Origin of the sequence: Polynucleobacter sp. UB-Tiil-W10, assembly GCF_018881605.1 — a bacterium.
Classification (GTDB): Bacteria; Pseudomonadota; Gammaproteobacteria; order Burkholderiales; family Burkholderiaceae; genus Polynucleobacter.
The window spans coordinates 611,078-630,181 of record NZ_JACVPZ010000001.1 but is presented as its reverse complement, the minus strand read 5'-3'; the positions used below and the strand labels follow the sequence as shown (position 1 = coordinate 630,181).

Below are 19,104 nucleotides of genomic sequence, written 5' to 3'. Positions count from 1 at the left end.
TATTCAAGACTGCGTTCAGACAAAGTGCATTAGACTAATTGATATGAAAGACATTAATTTCTGGATTGGCATCATCGCAACCATGGCTTTTGCTGTGACAGGGGTCTTGGCAATTGCAGATCGGGGTGTGGATCTCTTTGGTGTTTTGGTGCTTGGGCTCATCACCGCAATCGGTGGAGGGACTATTCGCGACATCATTTTAGAGGCCCCTGTTTTCTGGTCCGAGAATCAGATTTATGTCTGGCTTGCACTAGGAGCTAGCGTTATTACCTTCTTCGCAGAATCTTTCTTTACTCAACCACAAATTTATCGCTGGATGCTTTATATCGATGGTTTTGGTGCAGCACTCTTTGGTATACAGGGTGCTGACAAGGCTTGGAGTATGGGTTATGGTCTGCCGGTAGCGCCTGTCATTTTAGGTGTTGTTACTGCAATTGGCGGCGGCCTATTACGCGATGTATTGGCGGGTAGAAAAACACTCATCATGTCGCATGAGCTTTATGCCATTCCAGTGACTTTGGGATGTTGTGCATATGTTCTGATATTGAACTTCTTGCCTCAGTATGTGGTCGAAGGTTCTGTAATTTGCATGCTAGGAATTTTTGGATTACGTGCATCAGCGATTTTCTGGGATCTGCGCGTACCCAAAATGTTTATCACTAAAACGCGCTAACTTCGCCATTTTTACGGCGTGTTTTTATATTCTCACTATATAAAAGCACCAATCTTGCATTAGAGGTTGGGCTAGTGCATGTTGCGTAATTGCCTCCAGTTTCGCTATTTCTCGGGAAAACCCCGATCCTATTTGATGGGGAATTACCCTAACTAGTGGATTTCTTTGAATTTTTTCAAAGCATAATCGACCCGTTGTTTTTTATTTAATAAAAATAGTTAGGAGCTACTGATGTCAACATCAACTAAAGCAGCCCCAATGACCGCCGAAGAACGCAAAGTTATTTTTGCATCATCTTTAGGTACGGTTTTTGAGTGGTACGACTTTTATCTTTACGGTTCACTTGCGGCAATTATTGCTAAGCAATTCTTCTCTGGCCTAGATGCAGGCTCTGCCTTCATTTTCGCTTTATTAGCGTTTGCTGCTGGTTTCATCGTGCGTCCATTTGGCGCGTTGGTGTTTGGTCGTCTAGGCGATTTGATTGGTCGTAAATACACCTTCTTGGTAACCATCTTGTTAATGGGTGGCGCAACTTTCATCGTGGGTATTCTGCCTAACTATGCAACTATCGGTGTTGCTGCACCAGTCATCTTGATCGCATTGCGTATGCTTCAAGGTTTAGCTTTGGGTGGTGAGTACGGCGGTGCTGCTACGTATGTTGCAGAACATGCTCCTCATGGCCGTCGTGGCGCTTACACAGCTTGGATTCAGACAACAGCTACTTTGGGCTTGTTCCTCTCCTTGCTCGTGATTTTGTTCACACGTGAATTCACTGGTCCAGACTTTGACGTTTGGGGCTGGCGTGTTCCTTTCATCGTTTCTATTGGCTTGTTGGCAGTTTCTGTATGGATTCGCTTGTCCATGAATGAATCTCCAGCTTTCAAGAAGATGAAAGAAGAGGGCAAATTGTCTAAAGCACCTTTGACAGAGTCATTCGGTCAATGGAAAAACTTGAAGATTGTTATCTTGGCATTGTTTGGTCTGGTTGCAGGTCAAGCGGTGGTTTGGTACACGGGTCAGTTTTATGCTTTGTTCTACCTTACTCAAGTATTAAAGGTAGACGCTAAGACTGCGAACTTGTTGATTGCTGCTTCATTAGTAATCGGCACACCATTCTTCGTAGTGTTCGGCAGCTTGTCAGACAAGATTGGCCGTAAGGTAATCATCATGGGAGGCTTGTTGTTGGCTGTAATTACTTACATCCCTAACACACCAGTTTCCGTATTTAATGCTTTAACTCACTTTGCTAACCCTGCGTTAGAAAAGGCAATGGCAACAGCACCAGCAACAATTACAGCTGATCCTGCTGAATGTACATTCCAATTTAACCCAACTGGAACTGCGAAGTTCACTAGTTCTTGCGACATTGCAAAACAAGTGATGGCATCTAACTCAGCTAGCTACACTACTATTCCAGCTCCAGCTGGCACTACTGCAGTTGTGAAAATTGGTGATGTTGAAATCCCTGGTTATACCTCCAAGGGAATTGATCCTGCTGAAGCAAAAGCTAAGGATGCTGAGTTCAAGAAGGCAATTCGCGATGCTTTAAATAAAGAGGGTTATCCAGTTAAAGCTGATCCAGCTGGCATTAACTACGTTGCTGTATTGCTCTTGTTGGTGTACTTGGTGATCTTGGTAACCATGGTTTATGGCCCAATCGCTGCGATGTTGGTTGAGATGTTCCCAACCCGCATTCGTTACACCTCTATGTCCTTGCCATACCACATTGGTAACGGTTGGTTCGGTGGCTTGTTGCCAACGATCTCCTTCGCCTTGGTAGCGCAAAACGGTAATATTTACTACGGTCTCTGGTACCCAATCATCATCGCTGCGATGACATTGGTAATCGGTACACTGTTTGTTAAAGAAACCAAAGATGTAGATATCTACGCACGTGACTAAGCGGATTTACTAAGATTCTTTAGTCTGTATCAAATAAGAAACCCGACCAGAAATGGTCGGGTTTTTTTATTCCCACAAATTCTTTTGGTTGCGATTGTTTAGGAGCTTTTGATTTTGTTGCGCAATAGAGGTTTCTCTTGGGCCGGGAATTAAAGTAATTCCGGCGCCACCAGCAAGGATCCCGGTTTTTAATACACGCAAATACCAGCCACTAAAGCCGGTTTGAAGCATCGCTTTGGCTGCGCCTTTATAGCCCAACTTCGCATTGAACTTAAAACAAGGTTCACGGAGTTTTACCACTGCGAATTCTAGATCTCCTATTTGAAGTCGATCTCCTACAAAGACTTCAGTTTCTAAAAGTCCTTCGATCGTGAAATTTTCTCCAATAGCGCCATGTTGCAATTCAGTAGGTTGCTTGGTTTCACGGGTGAGCAGTTCATTCCAGAAGATGTAGTGTTCCGCTGGATAAACATAGATTGCTTTTTCCATTCCGCCATGCACGGATAAGTCTGCCTGTTCATCACCCTGAACACCAAGCGAAGTGATTTCAACTGGGGTGGGATTTGCGAAATCACTTACCACTTTCTTGTGAATCGCAGAGGCAACAGATTTGTAATTAGGGTGATGATTGCCAAATAAGGGGGCTACTTTGCCTGCAGAAATGGAGAGAAGTCTCATGGATTAAATAAGTAATTATTAGTAACGGCAGCGTGCATCACTCTTGTACTTGGTGAAGTACACAATGAGATCGGCCTCGGATTTATATTGGGTGTAGTAAATCACGGCACGTGCATCACTTTTATATTTTGTATAGAACCAGACGCCAGGTTCGTTATCGCTCGAGTATTGGGTGTCATACACAATACAGTTTGCTTCAGAGGGATATTTGGTGACAAAGACTTTTGCATTAGCTTCTGATGGGTAATTGGTGATGAAGATTTGGGCTGCAGAAGCGCAAATGGGCATGCAACTACTCAAAATTATTAGACCAAGAAACAGTGAGCGAAGATCAGTCATTATTTGAGAATATTACGCCTTCTGCTTTAGATGTGTAGCTTGGGCTAAGATGAGTATATGAAAAATTCATTTCAAGCAAAAACCATTTTTTCGCTTAGCCAATTGGCCTTGGTATTTTTTTGTGGAATGGTGAGTCAAATTGTTCACGCCAAGTGGGATGAAGAGCGGGATATGACAGCCAATGGCAAAGAAGAGCTAGTTTACTATTACAAGACTAATGAGCAGAATCAAAAGTTGGTGTTAGATAAGTATGTAAAACGCTTAATTTTTATACGTCCTGACAAGCTTTATAAGCGTTCTATTAAGCAAATTAAGATTGATGGGGTTTCGGTAGACGTTAACAGCGATCCCTTTTCGCATTACCCCGAGCAAACTGCGATTGTGTTTGAGAATAAGGATGAAATGCTAAAAAAACTATTTTTAGCTAAGAAAATCGAGTTTAATGTGCTTTATGGTCGAGAAGAAGCGGTGAGTATATTTTTGATTAAATAAAGGTTGAGCTAGTCAAAGCTTCCCCTACTAACATTTGTTGGGGGATAAGTTACATCTCAAATTGATTTGATATCTTTTCATCAAAATAAGTAAAAAACAAAAAACAATGATTGGCCCAATTTGAATATCAAAATATCTTGAGATTGGTACATCTACAAATGGCAAAATCCATATGCCAATTAATACCTCTCTTTCTCCGTTTCGCCATCCAGTCTGCATCCCATATCTTATAAACCAGGCAATTGCAAGTGCTAGCCATGTTAGATCGTAAACATGTAAATAAGGGCTGACGAGTAATGTACATATGATTAAAGTTGCATTACGTAGGTCAGAATTAGGGGTATTTTTCCAAATAATCCAGGTAGAGAGTACCGCAAAGGCAGCAAAAAAATAATGTACTAAATAAGAAGTGAAAACTGGTGCACCTGATAGCCTGCATAAAGCAAAAAAGGTTGGCATGATTTGCCAAAACCCATTTGAGCCTTCGCTCTCTATAAGCGCCCTCGCTTGAGCGATGTTGTCAAGTGAGGCAATTAAACTATCCATGCCGATAAGGTATGTACTTATGGATAGAAAGAGGACTGCAGTAATTACTGCAAAAATTAAGGTGCGCCAGGCCTTGCATGCTATTAGCGCTACCGGAAACAAAATTACCAGCTGCGGTTTAATCGTGAGCAGTCCAATGAAGATACCTGATATAGCAGGTCTTTTATTAATGTTCATTAATGCTGCGCCAACTAAGGCTGCTGTGATAAAACCATTTTGACCAAACCGAAGGTTGATCCAAGCCCCACCAAAAACAGCAAGCCACCACATTGTTTCTTTGTAAGGCAAGATACGCCAAATAACAGTGGCATAAGCACAATAGGTGGTCGCCATAAAAAGCAGGTAGGAGGCGCCATAAGGTAATAAGCCAATGGGTAGAATAAATAAGTCATAGGTGGGAAAATAAAACCAGCGACTTTTGACAACGGGGGCAATTTCCCTCACTTTATCTAATAAAAATAGATAGTCATATGCAAGGATGCTTTTGCCTTCTAGTGACAGGCGTGAAACTGTCCAAAAAATACTGTAATCATTCTCGTAATAAAAGGAATCCCCGTTAAGCCTGATAAATAAATAAATTCCAAGGGTGCATAAGAGGAGGATGGCCAAAATAATTCTTGGATAAATCCGGAGTCTTTCTTTATTGAGCCAATACCTTTCTGTATTTGAATTCATTCGAGACAATTGTGAATCCTTATTTATAAATATATTTGACCGGCCTATTAGGCTACCTCATTTTTTCTATGTTTATGGGTATAACCGTCTTGAATGCAATGTGGGGCCCTGTAAGCTATCTTTTCATACATGCAAGCGTGTATGGGCTTTACAGTTCACTATATTTAGACGATGGCACTTAATTACGCTAAAATATAGAACTCGGCGAATTAGCTCAGCTGGTTAGAGCGACGGAATCATAATCCGCAGGTCCGGGGTTCAAATCCCTGATTCGCCACCAAATCTAAAGGCCATTGCCCCTCGGCAGTGGCCTTTTTCTTAGGTTGCTAGGTATATGGCTAAATTTTGGAACTTTGTTATTTTCCAGCTTGGTTGGTTTGCCTGTGTATTGGGCGCGGCCAATAAAGATGTGGTTTGGGCGGTAATTGGGACTTTGGCCTACATCGCTTTTCATGCCTGGCGTTCACCTTCACCAAAAACAGAAATAAGCCTTTTATTCAAAGCTTTTGCCTTTGGATTGGTTGCTGATTCTCTCATCATGCATTTGGGCTATCTGGATTTTCGGGACGATTGGCCCTCACCATTTTTATCACCACTCTGGATGTGGGTCTTATGGGTGTTGGTAGCCACCACTATTAATAGTTCCTTGACTTGGTTACGCGGTAAACCTGTTTTAGGGGCCGTTTTAGGGGGTATTGCCGGACCCATGTCCTACGAGGCTGGGATTCGGATGGGGGCTGGATCTTGGGTTCCTGGCGGCGAAATGATTGGATTTATCCTTGTGGGATTGGCCTGGGCGGTCGCCATACCCCTCTTTTTCTACTGGGACCGAGCCAATCAAGGGCAGACTAGTAAAGAATCTGTAAATTCAGTTTAAAAGTCGCTTGCAAAGACTACTGTTTTTATATACAGTAACTCCTAAGTTGTTACACAGTAGATAAAACTTCGGGAAAAAGCCCAGTACATAGTGAAAAGGGAATAAAAAATGGCCTTGGATAACAAAAAGCAATCAGCCTCTTCAGAATTTGAAGGAATGAGCGGAGACAAACAAAAAGCGCTTACAGCGGCGCTGGCACAAATTGAGAAACAGTTTGGCAAAGGTTCAATCATGCGATTGGGCGATGCTGAAATTAGTCAAGATATTCAGGTGGTATCCAGTGGTTCACTCGGTTTAGATATCGCCCTTGGAGTTGGTGGTCTTGCGCGTGGTCGCGTAATTGAAATCTACGGCCCAGAATCTTCTGGCAAAACGACTTTGACATTGCATGCGATTGCTGAAATGCAAAAGCTTGGTGGGACTTGCGCATTTATTGATGCGGAACACGCCTTGGATGTGCAGTACGCATCACGCTTGGGTGTGGATGTAAATAATCTTTTAATTTCTCAGCCTGACACTGGTGAGCAAGCTTTAGAAATCGCAGACGCATTAGTGCGCTCTGGCTCCATTGATTTGATCGTGATCGACTCAGTTGCCGCTTTGGTTCCAAGGGCAGAGATCGAAGGCGATATGGGCGACTCTTTACCGGGCTTGCAAGCTCGCTTGATGAGTCAGGCTTTGCGTAAGTTGACTGGTGCGATCAAGCGTACCAACACTACTGTGATCTTTATTAACCAAATCCGTATGAAGATCGGCGTCATGTTTGGCTCCCCAGAAACTACTACTGGTGGTAATGCTTTGAAGTTCTACGCTTCTATGCGTTTAGACATCCGTCGTATCGGTAGCATCAAAAAGGGTGATGAGGTTGTGGGTAATGAAACCCGTGTGAAGGTTGTGAAGAACAAAGTTTCTCCTCCGTTCCGCGAAGCGATCTTTGACATCATGTACGGCGCCGGTATTTCTAGAGAAGGCGAAATCATTGATATGGGTGTTGAGGCTGATCTTGTTGAAAAGTCAGGCTCTTGGTATAGCTACAACGGTGATCGTATTGGTCAGGGAAAAGATAATGTGCGTGAGTTTTTAAAAGAGAACCCAGCCATTGCTAAAGATATCGAAGCAAAAATCCGCGCGAAGTTAGGCGTTAAATCTGGCTCAGCAGTAGTAACTGATGTGTTGAGCGAGGAAGAGGAAGTCGAATAACCACGTTGAATAATTCAATGTCAGAATTAGGTAGCAACAAGAAGGTCAAACAAAGCCCGAGTCTCAAAGCTCGGGCTTTGCGCCTTTTGTCGCAGCGGGAATATAGCCGGAAGGGTTTGGCTGCAAAATTAGCCGAATCAGAGGCTAGATGGGGCAAGCTAGGTGGTGAGCAGGCTGAGCAATCGGCTGAAGCCAGGATTTCTCAAATTGAGGCAGTTTTGGAGGACTTTGAGGCTCGCGGGTGGTTATCAGATGAGCGCTTTGCGGAAGCCTTAGTGCGTCGCCGGAGCGAGCGCTATGGCATGAGAAAGATTGCCGATGAGCTTGACAGAGCAGGCGTGGATTCCAAACAATCGGCTAAGCTCCTTGGAGTCCTTAAAGAGACGGAATTTCAGCGCGCTTTTGATCTTTGGACCAGGAAATACGGTGTACGCGCCCAAGATCAAAAGGAGAGAGCTAGGCAGTATCGATTTTTGGCTTCCAAGGGTTTTAGCTCTGAAGTGGTTGCTAAGGTGGTTGGTGGCCAGAGCCCTGATTAGGGCAATTACGGATCAGCAGACCCAATTTGCGGCGTTGCAGCATGATAGACTTATGAAGTCGGTCAAGCCGTTCGCATTTATTCAAATTTGGCAAATTTAGCCAGTTTTTAGAGTAAGTATGAGATTGTGGCGACATCGGTTTTACTAATCCTCATCGCTTACTAAAAAAGATACCGTTTCGGAGTAATTATGAAAATTCACGAGTACCAAGGCAAAGAACTTCTTCGCCAATTTAATGTGCCAGTTCCTAACGGCATCCCTGCATTTAGTGTTGATGAGGCAGTGAAAGCTGCTGAAAAACTCGGTGGTCCAGTATGGGTTGTGAAAGCGCAGATTCATGCCGGTGGTCGCGGCAAAGGCGGCGGTGTGAAATTGGCTAAGAGCATGGACGAAGTGAAGAAATATGCTTCTGAAATTTTGGGCATGCAGCTCAAGACACATCAAACTGGACCAGAAGGTCAAAAAGTAAATCGCCTCCTCGTTGAAGATGGCGCTGATATTAAAAAAGAGTACTACTTCAGTATCGTTACAGACCGTGGCACACAAAAGAATGTGATCATGGCTTCAAGCGAAGGCGGTATGGATATTGAGGAAGTTGCTGAATCTCATCCAGAAAAAATTATCAAAGTATTTGTTGATCCAATGATCGGCTTGACAGATGCTGATTGCGACATTGTTGCTAAAGGTATTGGAGTTCCTGAAGCATCTATCCCAATGGCTCGTGATGTATTTAAGAACTTGTACAAGACTTACTGGGATACTGATGCTTCATTGGTTGAAATCAATCCTTTGATTCTTGAAGGTAACGGCAAAATCAAGGCCTTGGATGCAAAGTTCAACTTTGATCCAAATGCTTTGTACCGTCATCCAGAGATCGTTGCTTACCGCGATATCGACGAAGAAGATGCTGCTGAAATCGAAGCCTCTAAATTTGACCTTGCTTACATCTCATTGGACGGCAATATTGGCTGTTTAGTTAACGGTGCAGGCTTAGCAATGGCAACTATGGACACGATTAAGTTGTTCGGCGGTGAGCCAGCAAACTTCTTGGACGTTGGTGGTGGTGCTACAGCAGAAAAAGTTACTGAAGCATTCAAGATCATGTTGAAGAACAAGAGTGTTGAAGCGATTTTGGTAAATATCTTCGGTGGCATTATGCGTTGTGACGTTATTGCTGACGGGGTTGTTACTGCATGTAAAGCAGTCAACCTTACGGTACCTTTGGTTGTGCGTATGAAGGGCACAAACGAAGAGTTGGGCAAGAAAATTCTTGCAGACTCCGGTTTGCCAATCATTAGCGCCGATTCAATGGCTGAAGCCGCTACTAAGGTAGTTGCTGCTGTTGCCAAAAACAAATAATCCAGGAATTTCGATATGTCTATTTTGATCAATAAAAACACCAAAGTTATTACACAAGGTATTACTGGTAAGACCGGTCAGTTCCATACAGAAAAATGTCAGGAATACGCAAACGGCAAAAATTGTTTTGTTGCGGGTGTAAATCCTAAAAAAGCTGGCGAGTCCATTTTTAACATTCCAATTTATGGAACTGTTAAAGAAGCTGCCCAGCAAACTGGCGCAACTACTTCTGTAATTTATGTTCCGCCTCCTGGCGCTGCTGCTGCAATTTGGGAGGCTGTTGAAGCTGACCTCGACTTCGTGATCTGTATTACGGAAGGCATCCCTGTCCGGGACATGCTGGAAGTACGAAACAAGATGCATGCAAAAGAAGCTGCTGGTGGCAAGAAAACTCTATTGCTTGGTCCTAACTGCCCAGGGATCATTACTCCAGATGAAATCAAGATCGGCATCATGCCTGGTCATATTCATAAGAAAGGTCGCATCGGCGTTGTTAGTCGTTCCGGTACATTGACTTATGAGGCGGTTGGTCAGTTGACAGCTATTGGCTTAGGTCAGTCCACAGCAGTTGGTATTGGTGGAGACCCGATCAATGGCTTGAAGCATATCGACATCATGAGAATGTTCAATGAAGATCCAGAGACTGACGCTGTCATTATGATTGGTGAAATTGGTGGTCCAGATGAGGCTGAAGCTGCCCGCTGGTGCAAAGACAATATGAAGAAGCCGGTAGTTGGCTTTATTGCTGGCGTAACAGCGCCTCCAGGCAAGCGTATGGGTCACGCAGGTGCTTTAATTTCTGGTGGTGCCGATACGGCAGATGCCAAGCTTGCCGTGATGGAAGAGTGTGGCTTCAAAGTAACAAAGAATCCATCAGAAATGGCTGCTTTGTTGAAAGCCATGTTGTAATTAGTAATCAGTAAAAGGATGCTGTTAAACCAGCATCCTTTTTTTGGCAGTAGGTAGTAGTTAAAACATAAAATAAAAATAAAGCACGTAGGAGACATGATGGATTTCTCAGTATTTTCAGGATCAGCATTTTGGGCTGCTCTTTTATCAATTATTGTTGCGAATATTTTGTTATCGGGTGATAACGCTGTGGTGATTGCGCTAGCATCACGCAATCTGCCGCCCAATCAACAAAAAAAGGCGATCTTTTGGGGTAGTGCAGCAGCTATTATTTTGCGTGTTGTTTTGACAATCACTGCGGTACAACTCCTCAGCCTTCCTTATCTGAAAATCGTTGGCGCTATTTTGTTGGTCTACATTGGCGTGCAATTATTGGCAGATAGCGATGATGAGGCTGAGATGGATGGCCACTCCAATATATGGGGTGCGATACGCACAATATTGGTGGCGGACTTGGTTATGAGTTTGGATAACGTTATTGCAGTCGCTGCGGCTGCTCAAAAAGGCCCAGAAGAAACTCGTTTAGCCCTCCTAATCATTGGCCTCGGCCTTTCGATTCCGTTGATCATCTTTGGTAGCACCATGCTGTTAAAAGTAATGGATCGCTTCCCCATCATCATTACCTTGGGCGCTGGCTTATTGGGTCTTTTGGCAGGCGGTATGCTAGTTGAAGATCCAGCAATTAAAGAGTCTATGCAGGCTGCATTTGAAGATGCACACATGATTTTTGAGGGCATTGGAGTCGCCATTGTTCTTTTAGTTGGCACTTATCTCAAAAAGAAGAACAAGCATAAAGAAGCGGCGTAATTTCTCCGCATCAAATCAGAAAAGCCGGCCGTATATGCCGGCTTTTTTGTTGCCAGTTTCCTTGTGAGTATCTGCGCAAAAACGGATGATGCAGTATTTCACTTTAGGAGGCAGAAAATATGCAAAAGCTAAGCAATGGGATTCAAGATATTCAAAATGCAGAAAGCAATCAAGAGGCAGGCTTTACCTTGATTGAGGTGATGGTTGTAGTGGCCATCATTGGCATCTTGGTTGCAGTGGCGGTGCCACAGTATCAGGATTACATAGCGAGAAGTAGGGTGGTGGAGGGTATGAATTTATCGTCTAGTGCCAAGCTTGCGGTGACTGAGGCATTTGCTAGCAGAGGGACTGTTCCTATGGATGATGCGACACATGGATCGTTTACATTTACCCCGACCCGTAGCGTCAAGTTAATTGAGGTGACTCCATCAGGTGCGATTGCAATTGACTATCAAGTCAGCGTAGCGCCTGAGGGCAAAAATACACTTCATCTAGTTCCAACAAATGAGCCTGATGCTAACTCTCCGAAGCCGATTGATTTATCCAAACCAGAAGGGGCAAGTTGGGCTGGTGGATGGTCATGCAGATCTACTGAGACAAATCTTATTTCTCAGTTATTGCCTTCAGAATGCAGGATTGGTAAATAGACTTCCAAATAAAAAGCCGCTCATGAAGCGGCTTTTATCTAGGGTCATTGGCAAAATCAAGCAGCTTTCCATTCTCCGCTCTTGCCACCACTCTTCTCAAGCAGCTTCACATCACCCATCACCATGCCACGGTCTACAGCTTTGCACATATCGTAGATTGTGAGCAGGGCAACCTGGACTGCGGTGAGAAACCCAATAAAAACAATGAACTAAGAAAAACTAAAACAAACTAAACCCAAACCTATCAGGTTAAAAGTTAGGCCAAAAAGGACAGTGTTAGGCCTGAAAAAAAGAATATCACAAAGCGGTTTTGCTTCTTCATATTGGAATATCGAACCCCCACCCATCCCATACCCACCCAAATGCAGGCAAGCCCTTCAATGTATATAGATCAGGATTTTGTAACCACATCACAAAACTTATGGGGTGATGTCAAATATTCGACATGACAATAGGGACGAGTTTTGAAGAGTTATTTGGTTAGCTTCAATACACAGTTTCCAAAGCCGTCTGTTCCTGCTTTAAAGCCCAAGTCAACACATTTTCTTTTTGCTTCATCCATTGAGGTCTTCTGTGGCTGAATAGATGGTTGATAAGATGGTTGTTGTAATGACTGATTTAATGGATTCGAGCATCTGTATGTTCTAGAGTGATTGAACGAGGCATCTGAAGAATTGACTAAGTTATAGCTTCCGTAACCTTTTCGATAGCATAAATCCGATGCCTTTCCATCAATCCACCCTGAATCTACTTTTAGATCAAAAAAGTATGTGAAGTCAGACCCCCCGGAATCTTGTATGCGAACGCCAGAGCATCCATTCAAAGTGATCAAGAGTAGAATCGCAAAAGAGCTTTTTATAGACATCATGAGGGTGATAAAAGTGGTTATTAATAAAAAGTATATGCTAATCCTACTGCTACTTTTTAATACTAATTTAGCAAGAGCAATTGATACCTCTGAGCAGGAAAAAACATGTTCTGATATTGGTTTTAAGAAAAAGACTGAAGCATTTGCAAATTGCGTACTAGAACTTGTAGATAGGGGATCGAGCAATTCTCCAATTAATCCCAATGATCCTGATGAGGCAACGTGTCGACGTTATGGTTTTAAGCCGCAAACAAATGAATATGCTTCTTGCCGCCTGCAAATTGACCAAGCAAGAATACAAGCCCGACAGCAACAAGATCAATATCAACAACAGCTAGATGCCTATAACAAGCAAAAATCTCAAGCGGCTGGAGTGGCGATGATGGGCATGGGGCTTGGAATGTTATCTAACAATTCGCCCGGATCCGCTAATTCTGGTAGTCCATCTCTCCCACCTCAAATGGGTCCAAGAACTTATATGCTGCCAGGAAATAAGATGATGACTTGTTCAACAATTGGGAATATTACTAGTTGCAATTAAGCTTTAATTCCAAGGCCCATGGCAATCTCTCCTAATTCCTTAAATTTCTTCTTTCTTTCGGCTATCGCCCCGTTTGTATCAAGTCCATGCTTATAGTTGGGGTGGGATTTGCCTCTGAGTACATTTCGTGATTTATGTGACCCATGCATTCTGCAGCTAATGCAGCCATGTGCTGCTAAGTTTTTACAGGGAAGACCTGTACGCTTACTTTTGCATTGGCACTGCTTTGCTCCGAATTTAGTTATTGCTGGCAATGGCATAGTTTTGTCACAATTTTGAATTGAGTTAAAGGGGGTATACCGATCAGTGCTTTATCCACTTAACGGTATACCTATGTAAATCGGTAACTTCCGTAACTCAACTATCCCAGTCTATTGATGCTAACAGTCCGCTTAAGTGACTAGAGTTACCGGTGTTACTAGAGTTATCGATATTCTCGTTATTACTCGAGTTACTACTTATTAATGTATAGGTACCAGCAGAACTTTGGACTTGCCGATCGACGGCCATTGAACTTAAGAGTCTACGTACGGTTGGCTGTTTTTTTCCTATGATCTCGGCTATTTCCTTTGGCTTTAGTCCTGCTGGGTGAAGCCTAAGGACATCGGTAATTTCTTTTCTTTCAGCGCTAATAAATACCTGCGTCGCTTCCCCGAGAATCTTCCATTCCCCATTTTCCTGACGGCTAATAGCCAGCTCATCATCATTGGGTATGTCTCTGCCGATCAGACTCAATTTATATTGTTTATCCGATCTAATGCCATCGATAACGAGAGCCCCATCTACTGCCCCCGATAAACCAAGAGACCCGCTTATCTGCTCCAGCGCATCGGAATCAGATTTACCTTTTCTATTATGGGTAACCACCAAGATGCAGCACCGATATTTATTAGCCAATCCAGTTAACGGTGCTACGGCTGAATAATCACTTTCGTACAGGTTTGAGTTTCTGCCCATAGATGGGCGAACTTTAGCCAGAGTATCAATGACGACAAGTCTTGGTGATTCAGAAATAATGAGTTTCTCTAATGCCTCCAAGCCACCATCATTTAATTTTGGCCACTCTGTATGAAGAATCAAATTATCGGTTGAGTAGCCTTGGGGGCGCATGATTTTCAGCCTACCTTGCAGCCTTCGCTGGTTGTCTTCAAGTGCTAAGTAGATAGCTTTTCCTGCTTGCACTTCCTTGCCTAGGGTTTGGCTTCCATAAGCAACGGCTATGCAGCATTGAAGTGCCAGCCACGACTTTCCAACCTTTGGTCTCGCTGAGAGTAAATAGCAACCCTCTGGAAGTATGTCTTGAACCACCCAAATTAGGGGCGGAAACTTTTTGTTGGCCAATTCTTTTGCACTTATGCCACCTGATGTTCTACTTATGACAGTAAGTTTGGTGGGTTCAGGTTGTTGGCCGCTATTTCTTTTGGCAATATGTTTGACCGTACCAAACGTAATGCCAGTTTTACCCGCCGCATGACGCTTGATCCAATCTGCCCACTGGCTTTCAAGATCTTTGAGGCTGTAATTAGATGGGGGAGAGTTGCCAAAATCATATTTCTCATGCAAGCAACCTTGTGACCAGTCAGAAAAAGGCTCTTGAGCTAATTCCCCAAGATGGTCGATGCAGCCAAAGCCAACTTGCATCCATTCGCTACGGGAGCATCCGGGGTCAATTTGACTTAGCACTTGGTAGATATTGTTTTCGGGTTTACTGGCATCAAAAATTAGATGTGAAAGTATATTGTTCTCATAATTCATTACGGTCACCTTCAGTGTGTGTCGGATATTTGGAATGAATTACCTCTTCTACAGCCTCAAGAATTTCTATGGCAGCGACTAGTGAATTTTGTGAATTTCGTATGTGTGCCCAGTTTTGGGCTTCAAGCGCTATCACGGCCTGATAGACGAGTTCAATCCGTTGTTGATTTGTTATTACAGTGGTTATTGCTTTTTCCATAACAGCTCCTAATTGGATGGAGCTGCCGGGGTTTACCAACAAACTCCAATCCGGGTTAATGAATTGGTACTACGTTTGTCGGCTATGGATCGCTTGGCGATATAAAACCCGTCTACTAGCTCGTCACCTTAAGTGTCTAAAAAAGATCTGGCTGCGCTAGTGAGCAATCGCTATTATAAAATCCAATTTAGAAAGCTCGCTTAAGTCCTTAAAAGTGTTGCTTTTACCCCAACTTCGCTGCAAGCAGCTCGGGGTTTGGGTGATAGTACCTTTTGAGCATGGCCAAGCTTTTGTGACCGCTAACGGCGCTAAGTTCAATCAAGTTAGGTAGCTTTTCTGCAAGTCTTGTAATGGCCATATGCCTTAAATCATGAAATCTAACGTCCTTCACCCCGGCCTGTTGTCTTGCTCGGTTAAATGCTTGTGACACTACTTCGTGCGTAACTGGAAAGACCCTTCCATCAAGACTGCGTGGCATTTCAGAAAGGATTTGGATTGCATGGGTTGATAGCGGCACCGTTCTGCTTGTGCCATTTTTGGTGAGTTGTAAAAATATCGTGCGCCGCCCAAGCTCAACATGATCCCAGCGTAGGTCTAGCAGCTCACTTCTCCTCATAGCCGTTTCCAATGCCAACTTCACCAAAGGTAGTATCCATATTGAACGCCGTCCTATTGGCCTCAATGTCTCAAATAATGCGTTAGTTTCGGCAGCATCAAGTATGCGACTTCTTCCTTGTGGGTTCTTAGGTTTCGCTACCAGTGCTACGGGATTATTGATGTTGATGCCCCATTCTTTGCGAGCATAGGTGATGATGGAAGAAAAATAAGACAACTCTCTAATAACCGTTGCTGGTGCTATTTCTTTAAGACGTTCATCCCTGTGCTGGGCTATTTTTTGAGGGGTGAGGCTAACCATATTCAGCTTTGCTATTGGACGCCTTGCAAGTGCCTTTAAGCGAATGAAGTCGGCTTTGCCTCCACGCATGGTAGGTAATACTTCAGCTATGTAACGCTCTATGACTTCGGCGAAAGTTGTGCGCTCAGCCAAGACCAGATTTGTATAGCTGCCTTTTTGTATTTCTACTTCAATCTGCTTAGCCCAACGCTCGGCATCTACTTTATTGATAAAGGTTTTACTTAGGGCAGCGTGGCCTTTGGTTTGAACTCGTGCTTGCCACTTACCGTTACGGTTGCGAAATGTTGCCATTTACCTCTCCAAGAAGGACAGGATTAGGCCAAGAGTGTTTTTATTCTCTCGTTATTGTTTTATAGGTTAGCGCTTACTTCTCCGCTTTCCATTCTCCGCTCTTGCCACCACTCTTCTCAAGCAGCTTCACATCACCCATCACCATGCCACGGTCTACAGCTTTGCACATATCGTAGATTGTGAGCAGGGCAACCTGGACTGCGGTGAGAGCTTCCATTTCAACGCCAGTTGGCCCAGTGGTCTCTGCTCTGACTTGGCAGGTAATACTGCTTTCTTGAGGGTTGGTTTGAAATTCAAGGCTAACGTGAGTTAGCGCTAGCGGGTGGCATAAGGGGATGAGGTCAGAAGTTCTCTTAGATGCCTGTATCCCTGCAATTCGGGCAATACCGAGGACATCCCCCTTTTTATGGGAGCCAGCTTCTACCATTTGGAAGGTTTCAGGAAGCATCGTGATCTTGCCGGTAGCAATGGCCATACGGTGGGTGTTAGGCTTATCACCAACGTTTACCATGTGAGCTTGCCCACTGGCATCAAAATGAGTTAGTTTGTTCATGGGATAAGTTTTACCATATAGAGATGCAAGACATAAAGTCTGTTACAAAAACCTCTTTTTTACGCCGCACTTTAGCTGTTCAGCTGATGGTGGGGCTGACTTGCTCTGGATTACCTGCATATGCTGCTCCTGCTGGCGATGTATCTGTAGAGGGTAACTCTGCCGCTATTCAGAATATTGGGAGGGCTATGCAGTCTCCCGATGCTCGCCCCACTAATGCGCCTACACGCAGTTCCATGCAGAGTCAGCCTAATATTGTTTTGCCTGATATGGGTGATCCAGGTGGTGATTCCTTGAGTCGAGTGGACGAGCGTAAATATGGCGAAATGATCATGCGTCAGATTCGTCCAGATCCCGATTATTCAAATGACTTGCCGATCTATGATTTTTTAAATCAGATGGAACGTCGTTTATTGCAGGCCGCCAGGAAGTTACAGCTTGGAGGTGCCAATGAACAGGGAAGCGGCGCTTACAACTTCGAAGTATTTGCGGTAAAAGATAGCACTATTAATGCGTTTGCATTGCCTGGTGGATTCATTGGCTTTCATACGGGCCTCATTGTGAGTGCGGAATCGGATTCTGAGGTAGCTTCTGTAATGGGCCATGAAACAGGCCACGTATTGCAGCGCCACCTAGCTCGTCAGATGGATAAGCAAACTACGAACATGATGATTGCCATTGCAGGTATGGTTCTTGGTGCATTGGCGATGTCCCGGAATCCTCAGGCTGGCGCTGGCCTAATGCAAGGTGGCCAAGCGGCAGCAATTAGTAATCAGCTTTCCTATTCCAGGGATGCTGAACGTGAGGCTGATCGTGTTGGCTTTCAGATCTTGGATGCCAGCGGATACGATGTAAATGGTGCGCCAGGATTTTTTCAGCGTTTACAAAAAGCTACGGGCATTATGGATAAAGGCGTACCTTCATATGTCCGTACTCATCCGCTGACAACAGATCGTATTGCCGACATGCAAGATAGGGCCCGTACTGCCTTATCACGTAACGTCCCTACATCCGTAGAGTTTTATTTTATTAAGGCACGGGCACGCATGGAGCAAGCGGGTACCTCTAGTGGAATGTATGACTTAAAAAATACCTTTGATAGCTTGAGCAAACAACAGCCTATTGGTAAGCAGTTAGAAGGTTTCTATGGTCTGGCTTTAATTGCGCAACGTCAAGGAAAAATAGATCAGGCAGAAGCCGATTTGCAGCAAGCTCGCAATTTGGCCCAGAAGGCAAGCGCTCCAGGATCTCCGATCCAAAGACAAAGCCTTTCATTGGATATCACCGCATCCGAACTTGCCCTAGCTAAAGGTAGGGGTGAAGAGGCGTTGCAAATAGCCCAAGCTACTTTGCGAGCCTATCCTCAGTCTTATGCTGCAGGTGCCGCCATGATTAATGCGGAGTTAAATCTCGGCCGCACAAATGATGCCATCGCATGGTTAAAGGCTCGCACAAGATCTCAGCCTAATGAAATAGTCTGGTGGACCTTATTATCTAAAGCCTACGATCAGGCTAAGAATGTGCCCATGCGTCATTACGCGCTTGGTGAAAAATATGCTCTTGAAGGTGCTTGGCCTTCGGCAATTGAGCAGCTTAGAATTGCACGTTCTGCTGGCGGGGCTGATTTTTATCAAAGCTCTAGTATTGATGCTCGTTTACGGGAAATGCAACGGCAGTATCAAGATGAGCTCAAGGAGCAGGGCAAGCAAATGCCAAGTTAGGGCTTTGGTTTTGCAATGTAGTTAAAGCGAGACGCTAATTCTTGAGAGTGAATGGGATCTAGGAACAATTGTTTTCCTTGCCAAGTCCAAGATCCTCCAAAACTACAAGCTTCTTCACGTAGTTTGGCTAGCTCAGAAAAATGATCTAAATCATGATCATGTAACAAAGCAATGGTTTGACTATTGCTCTTAATCAACTGATTTTTGCCATTGTCATTGCTGTTGCAAATATTTTGATTTACATTACCAACAATATAAATGTTGCCATTCTCATCACTTAGCGCGGCAGTGGGTTCCATGATTTGATGGCATTGATTGATGAGATGTGGGCCATTGTCGTCGGGAATCATTCTCACTATCCAAGGGGTGGTATCTAGGGTAATAAAAACGCGCTGCGGCCCATTCTGGAAAAAGTATTTTCCGAGTTCATTGCACGCATAGTTGCGTGCGATAAATTCATTTAAAGCTGTATGTTGAATAATCTGGCCAGGAAGATTATTTAATTGAGTGAACTCATCGCGCATGCGCCAATAGCCGCGGCGATCTAAAGCAAGCCAGCCATAGCAATCAGGCACATTTGGCCACTTCATGAGTGACCGAAGCACTTGATCATCCAT

At 44.0% G+C, this 19,104-nt stretch carries 20 protein-coding genes, 1 tRNA gene and 1 pseudogene; 13 read left to right on the top strand and 9 right to left on the bottom strand.

Going from position 1 to position 19,104, the window contains the following annotated elements; all coding sequences use genetic code 11:
* Window positions 1-43: 43 nt before the first annotated feature.
* Entirely contained in the window at window positions 44-673 is a 630-nt protein-coding gene (locus tag ICN33_RS03105; RefSeq protein ID WP_216194449.1) for a trimeric intracellular cation channel family protein, read from the top strand.
* A gap of 231 nt (window positions 674-904) precedes the next feature.
* Window positions 905-2,575: an MFS transporter gene (locus ICN33_RS03100; protein ID WP_216194446.1), complete on the top strand. Its 1,671-nt coding sequence runs from the start codon at window positions 905-907 to the stop codon at window positions 2,573-2,575.
* Between the two features lie 66 nt (window positions 2,576-2,641).
* On the opposite strand, the gene ICN33_RS03095 is transcribed toward ICN33_RS03100, so the two are convergent.
* Window positions 2,642-3,253, bottom strand: coding sequence for an MOSC domain-containing protein (locus ICN33_RS03095; protein WP_216194445.1), 612 nt, complete (start codon window positions 3,251-3,253; stop codon window positions 2,642-2,644).
* Window positions 3,254-3,271: 18 nt separating this feature from the next.
* On the bottom strand, window positions 3,272-3,541 hold the full coding sequence (locus ICN33_RS03090) for a DUF6150 family protein (RefSeq protein ID WP_216194443.1): 270 nt from the start codon (window positions 3,539-3,541) through the stop codon (window positions 3,272-3,274).
* Window positions 3,542-3,649: 108 nt separating this feature from the next.
* On the opposite strand from ICN33_RS03090, the gene ICN33_RS03085 reads away from it, so the two are divergent.
* Complete coding sequence (locus ICN33_RS03085; protein ID WP_216194441.1) at window positions 3,650-4,084, top strand: hypothetical protein; 435 nt, start codon at window positions 3,650-3,652, stop codon at window positions 4,082-4,084.
* A 27-nt stretch (window positions 4,085-4,111) separates the two neighbouring features.
* Here ICN33_RS03085 and ICN33_RS03080 read toward each other — a convergent pair whose 3' ends face one another.
* Window positions 4,112-5,305, bottom strand: coding sequence for a glycosyltransferase family 87 protein (locus tag ICN33_RS03080; protein WP_216194439.1), 1,194 nt, complete (start codon window positions 5,303-5,305; stop codon window positions 4,112-4,114).
* Window positions 5,306-5,508: 203 nt separating this feature from the next.
* On the opposite strand from ICN33_RS03080, the gene ICN33_RS03075 reads away from it, so the two are divergent.
* From ICN33_RS03075 to ICN33_RS03040, 8 genes are all read left to right on the top strand, one after another.
* Window positions 5,509-5,585 (top strand) — tRNA-Met (locus tag ICN33_RS03075).
* Between the two features lie 54 nt (window positions 5,586-5,639).
* Entirely contained in the window at window positions 5,640-6,182 is a 543-nt protein-coding gene (locus ICN33_RS03070; RefSeq protein WP_216194437.1) for a DUF2878 domain-containing protein, read from the top strand.
* A 114-nt stretch (window positions 6,183-6,296) separates the two neighbouring features.
* Entirely contained in the window at window positions 6,297-7,382 is a 1,086-nt protein-coding gene (recA, locus tag ICN33_RS03065; protein WP_370623247.1) for a recombinase RecA, read from the top strand.
* Window positions 7,383-7,399: 17 nt separating this feature from the next.
* Window positions 7,400-7,921 carry a recombination regulator RecX gene (recX, locus tag ICN33_RS03060; protein ID WP_216194433.1) on the top strand — a complete coding sequence of 174 codons (522 nt, stop codon included), beginning with the start codon at window positions 7,400-7,402 and terminating at the stop codon, window positions 7,919-7,921.
* A gap of 189 nt (window positions 7,922-8,110) precedes the next feature.
* Window positions 8,111-9,280: an ADP-forming succinate--CoA ligase subunit beta gene (gene sucC, locus ICN33_RS03055; protein ID WP_216194431.1), complete on the top strand. Its 1,170-nt coding sequence runs from the start codon at window positions 8,111-8,113 to the stop codon at window positions 9,278-9,280.
* Between the two features lie 15 nt (window positions 9,281-9,295).
* On the top strand, window positions 9,296-10,189 hold the full coding sequence (gene sucD, locus ICN33_RS03050) for a succinate--CoA ligase subunit alpha (protein ID WP_068319459.1): 894 nt from the start codon (window positions 9,296-9,298) through the stop codon (window positions 10,187-10,189).
* A gap of 99 nt (window positions 10,190-10,288) precedes the next feature.
* A complete protein-coding gene (locus ICN33_RS03045; protein ID WP_216196528.1) occupies window positions 10,289-10,996 on the top strand; it encodes a TerC family protein in 708 nt (235 codons plus the stop codon).
* A gap of 119 nt (window positions 10,997-11,115) precedes the next feature.
* Window positions 11,116-11,643 carry a pilin gene (locus ICN33_RS03040; RefSeq protein WP_216194429.1) on the top strand — a complete coding sequence of 176 codons (528 nt, stop codon included), beginning with the start codon at window positions 11,116-11,118 and terminating at the stop codon, window positions 11,641-11,643.
* Window positions 11,644-11,699: 56 nt separating this feature from the next.
* On the opposite strand, the pseudogene ICN33_RS03035 reads toward ICN33_RS03040, so the two are convergent.
* Window positions 11,700-11,831, bottom strand: a pseudogene (locus tag ICN33_RS03035) (cyclic pyranopterin monophosphate synthase MoaC); the annotation flags it as partial.
* A 609-nt stretch (window positions 11,832-12,440) separates the two neighbouring features.
* Here ICN33_RS03035 and ICN33_RS03030 point away from each other — a divergent pair.
* Window positions 12,441-13,052: a hypothetical protein gene (locus tag ICN33_RS03030; protein ID WP_216194427.1), complete on the top strand. Its 612-nt coding sequence runs from the start codon at window positions 12,441-12,443 to the stop codon at window positions 13,050-13,052.
* Window positions 13,053-13,409: 357 nt separating this feature from the next.
* Here ICN33_RS03030 and ICN33_RS03025 read toward each other — a convergent pair whose 3' ends face one another.
* The 4 genes from ICN33_RS03025 to moaC form a co-directional block, all read right to left on the bottom strand.
* On the bottom strand, window positions 13,410-14,807 hold the full coding sequence (locus ICN33_RS03025; protein WP_216194425.1) for an AAA family ATPase: 1,398 nt from the start codon (window positions 14,805-14,807) through the stop codon (window positions 13,410-13,412).
* Window positions 14,797-15,006: a hypothetical protein gene (locus ICN33_RS03020; RefSeq protein ID WP_216194423.1), complete on the bottom strand. Its 210-nt coding sequence runs from the start codon at window positions 15,004-15,006 to the stop codon at window positions 14,797-14,799. The genes ICN33_RS03025 and ICN33_RS03020 overlap by 11 nt, the downstream gene beginning before the upstream one ends.
* Window positions 15,007-15,229: 223 nt before the next feature.
* Complete coding sequence (locus tag ICN33_RS03015; protein WP_216194421.1) at window positions 15,230-16,213, bottom strand: site-specific integrase; 984 nt, start codon at window positions 16,211-16,213, stop codon at window positions 15,230-15,232.
* A 73-nt stretch (window positions 16,214-16,286) separates the two neighbouring features.
* A complete protein-coding gene (gene moaC / locus ICN33_RS03010; RefSeq protein WP_216194420.1) occupies window positions 16,287-16,766 on the bottom strand; it encodes a cyclic pyranopterin monophosphate synthase MoaC in 480 nt (159 codons plus the stop codon).
* 23 nt (window positions 16,767-16,789) lie between these two features.
* Here moaC and ICN33_RS03005 point away from each other — a divergent pair, with 23 nt between their 5' ends.
* The gene (locus tag ICN33_RS03005; protein WP_216194418.1) at window positions 16,790-18,487 is read left to right on the top strand and encodes a M48 family metalloprotease; all 1,698 of its coding nucleotides are present in this window, start codon (window positions 16,790-16,792) and stop codon (window positions 18,485-18,487) included.
* Here the strand turns inward: ICN33_RS03005 and ICN33_RS03000 are convergent.
* Entirely contained in the window at window positions 18,484-19,104 is a 621-nt protein-coding gene (locus tag ICN33_RS03000) for a DUF2946 family protein (RefSeq protein WP_216194417.1), read from the bottom strand. The genes ICN33_RS03005 and ICN33_RS03000 overlap by 4 nt on opposite strands.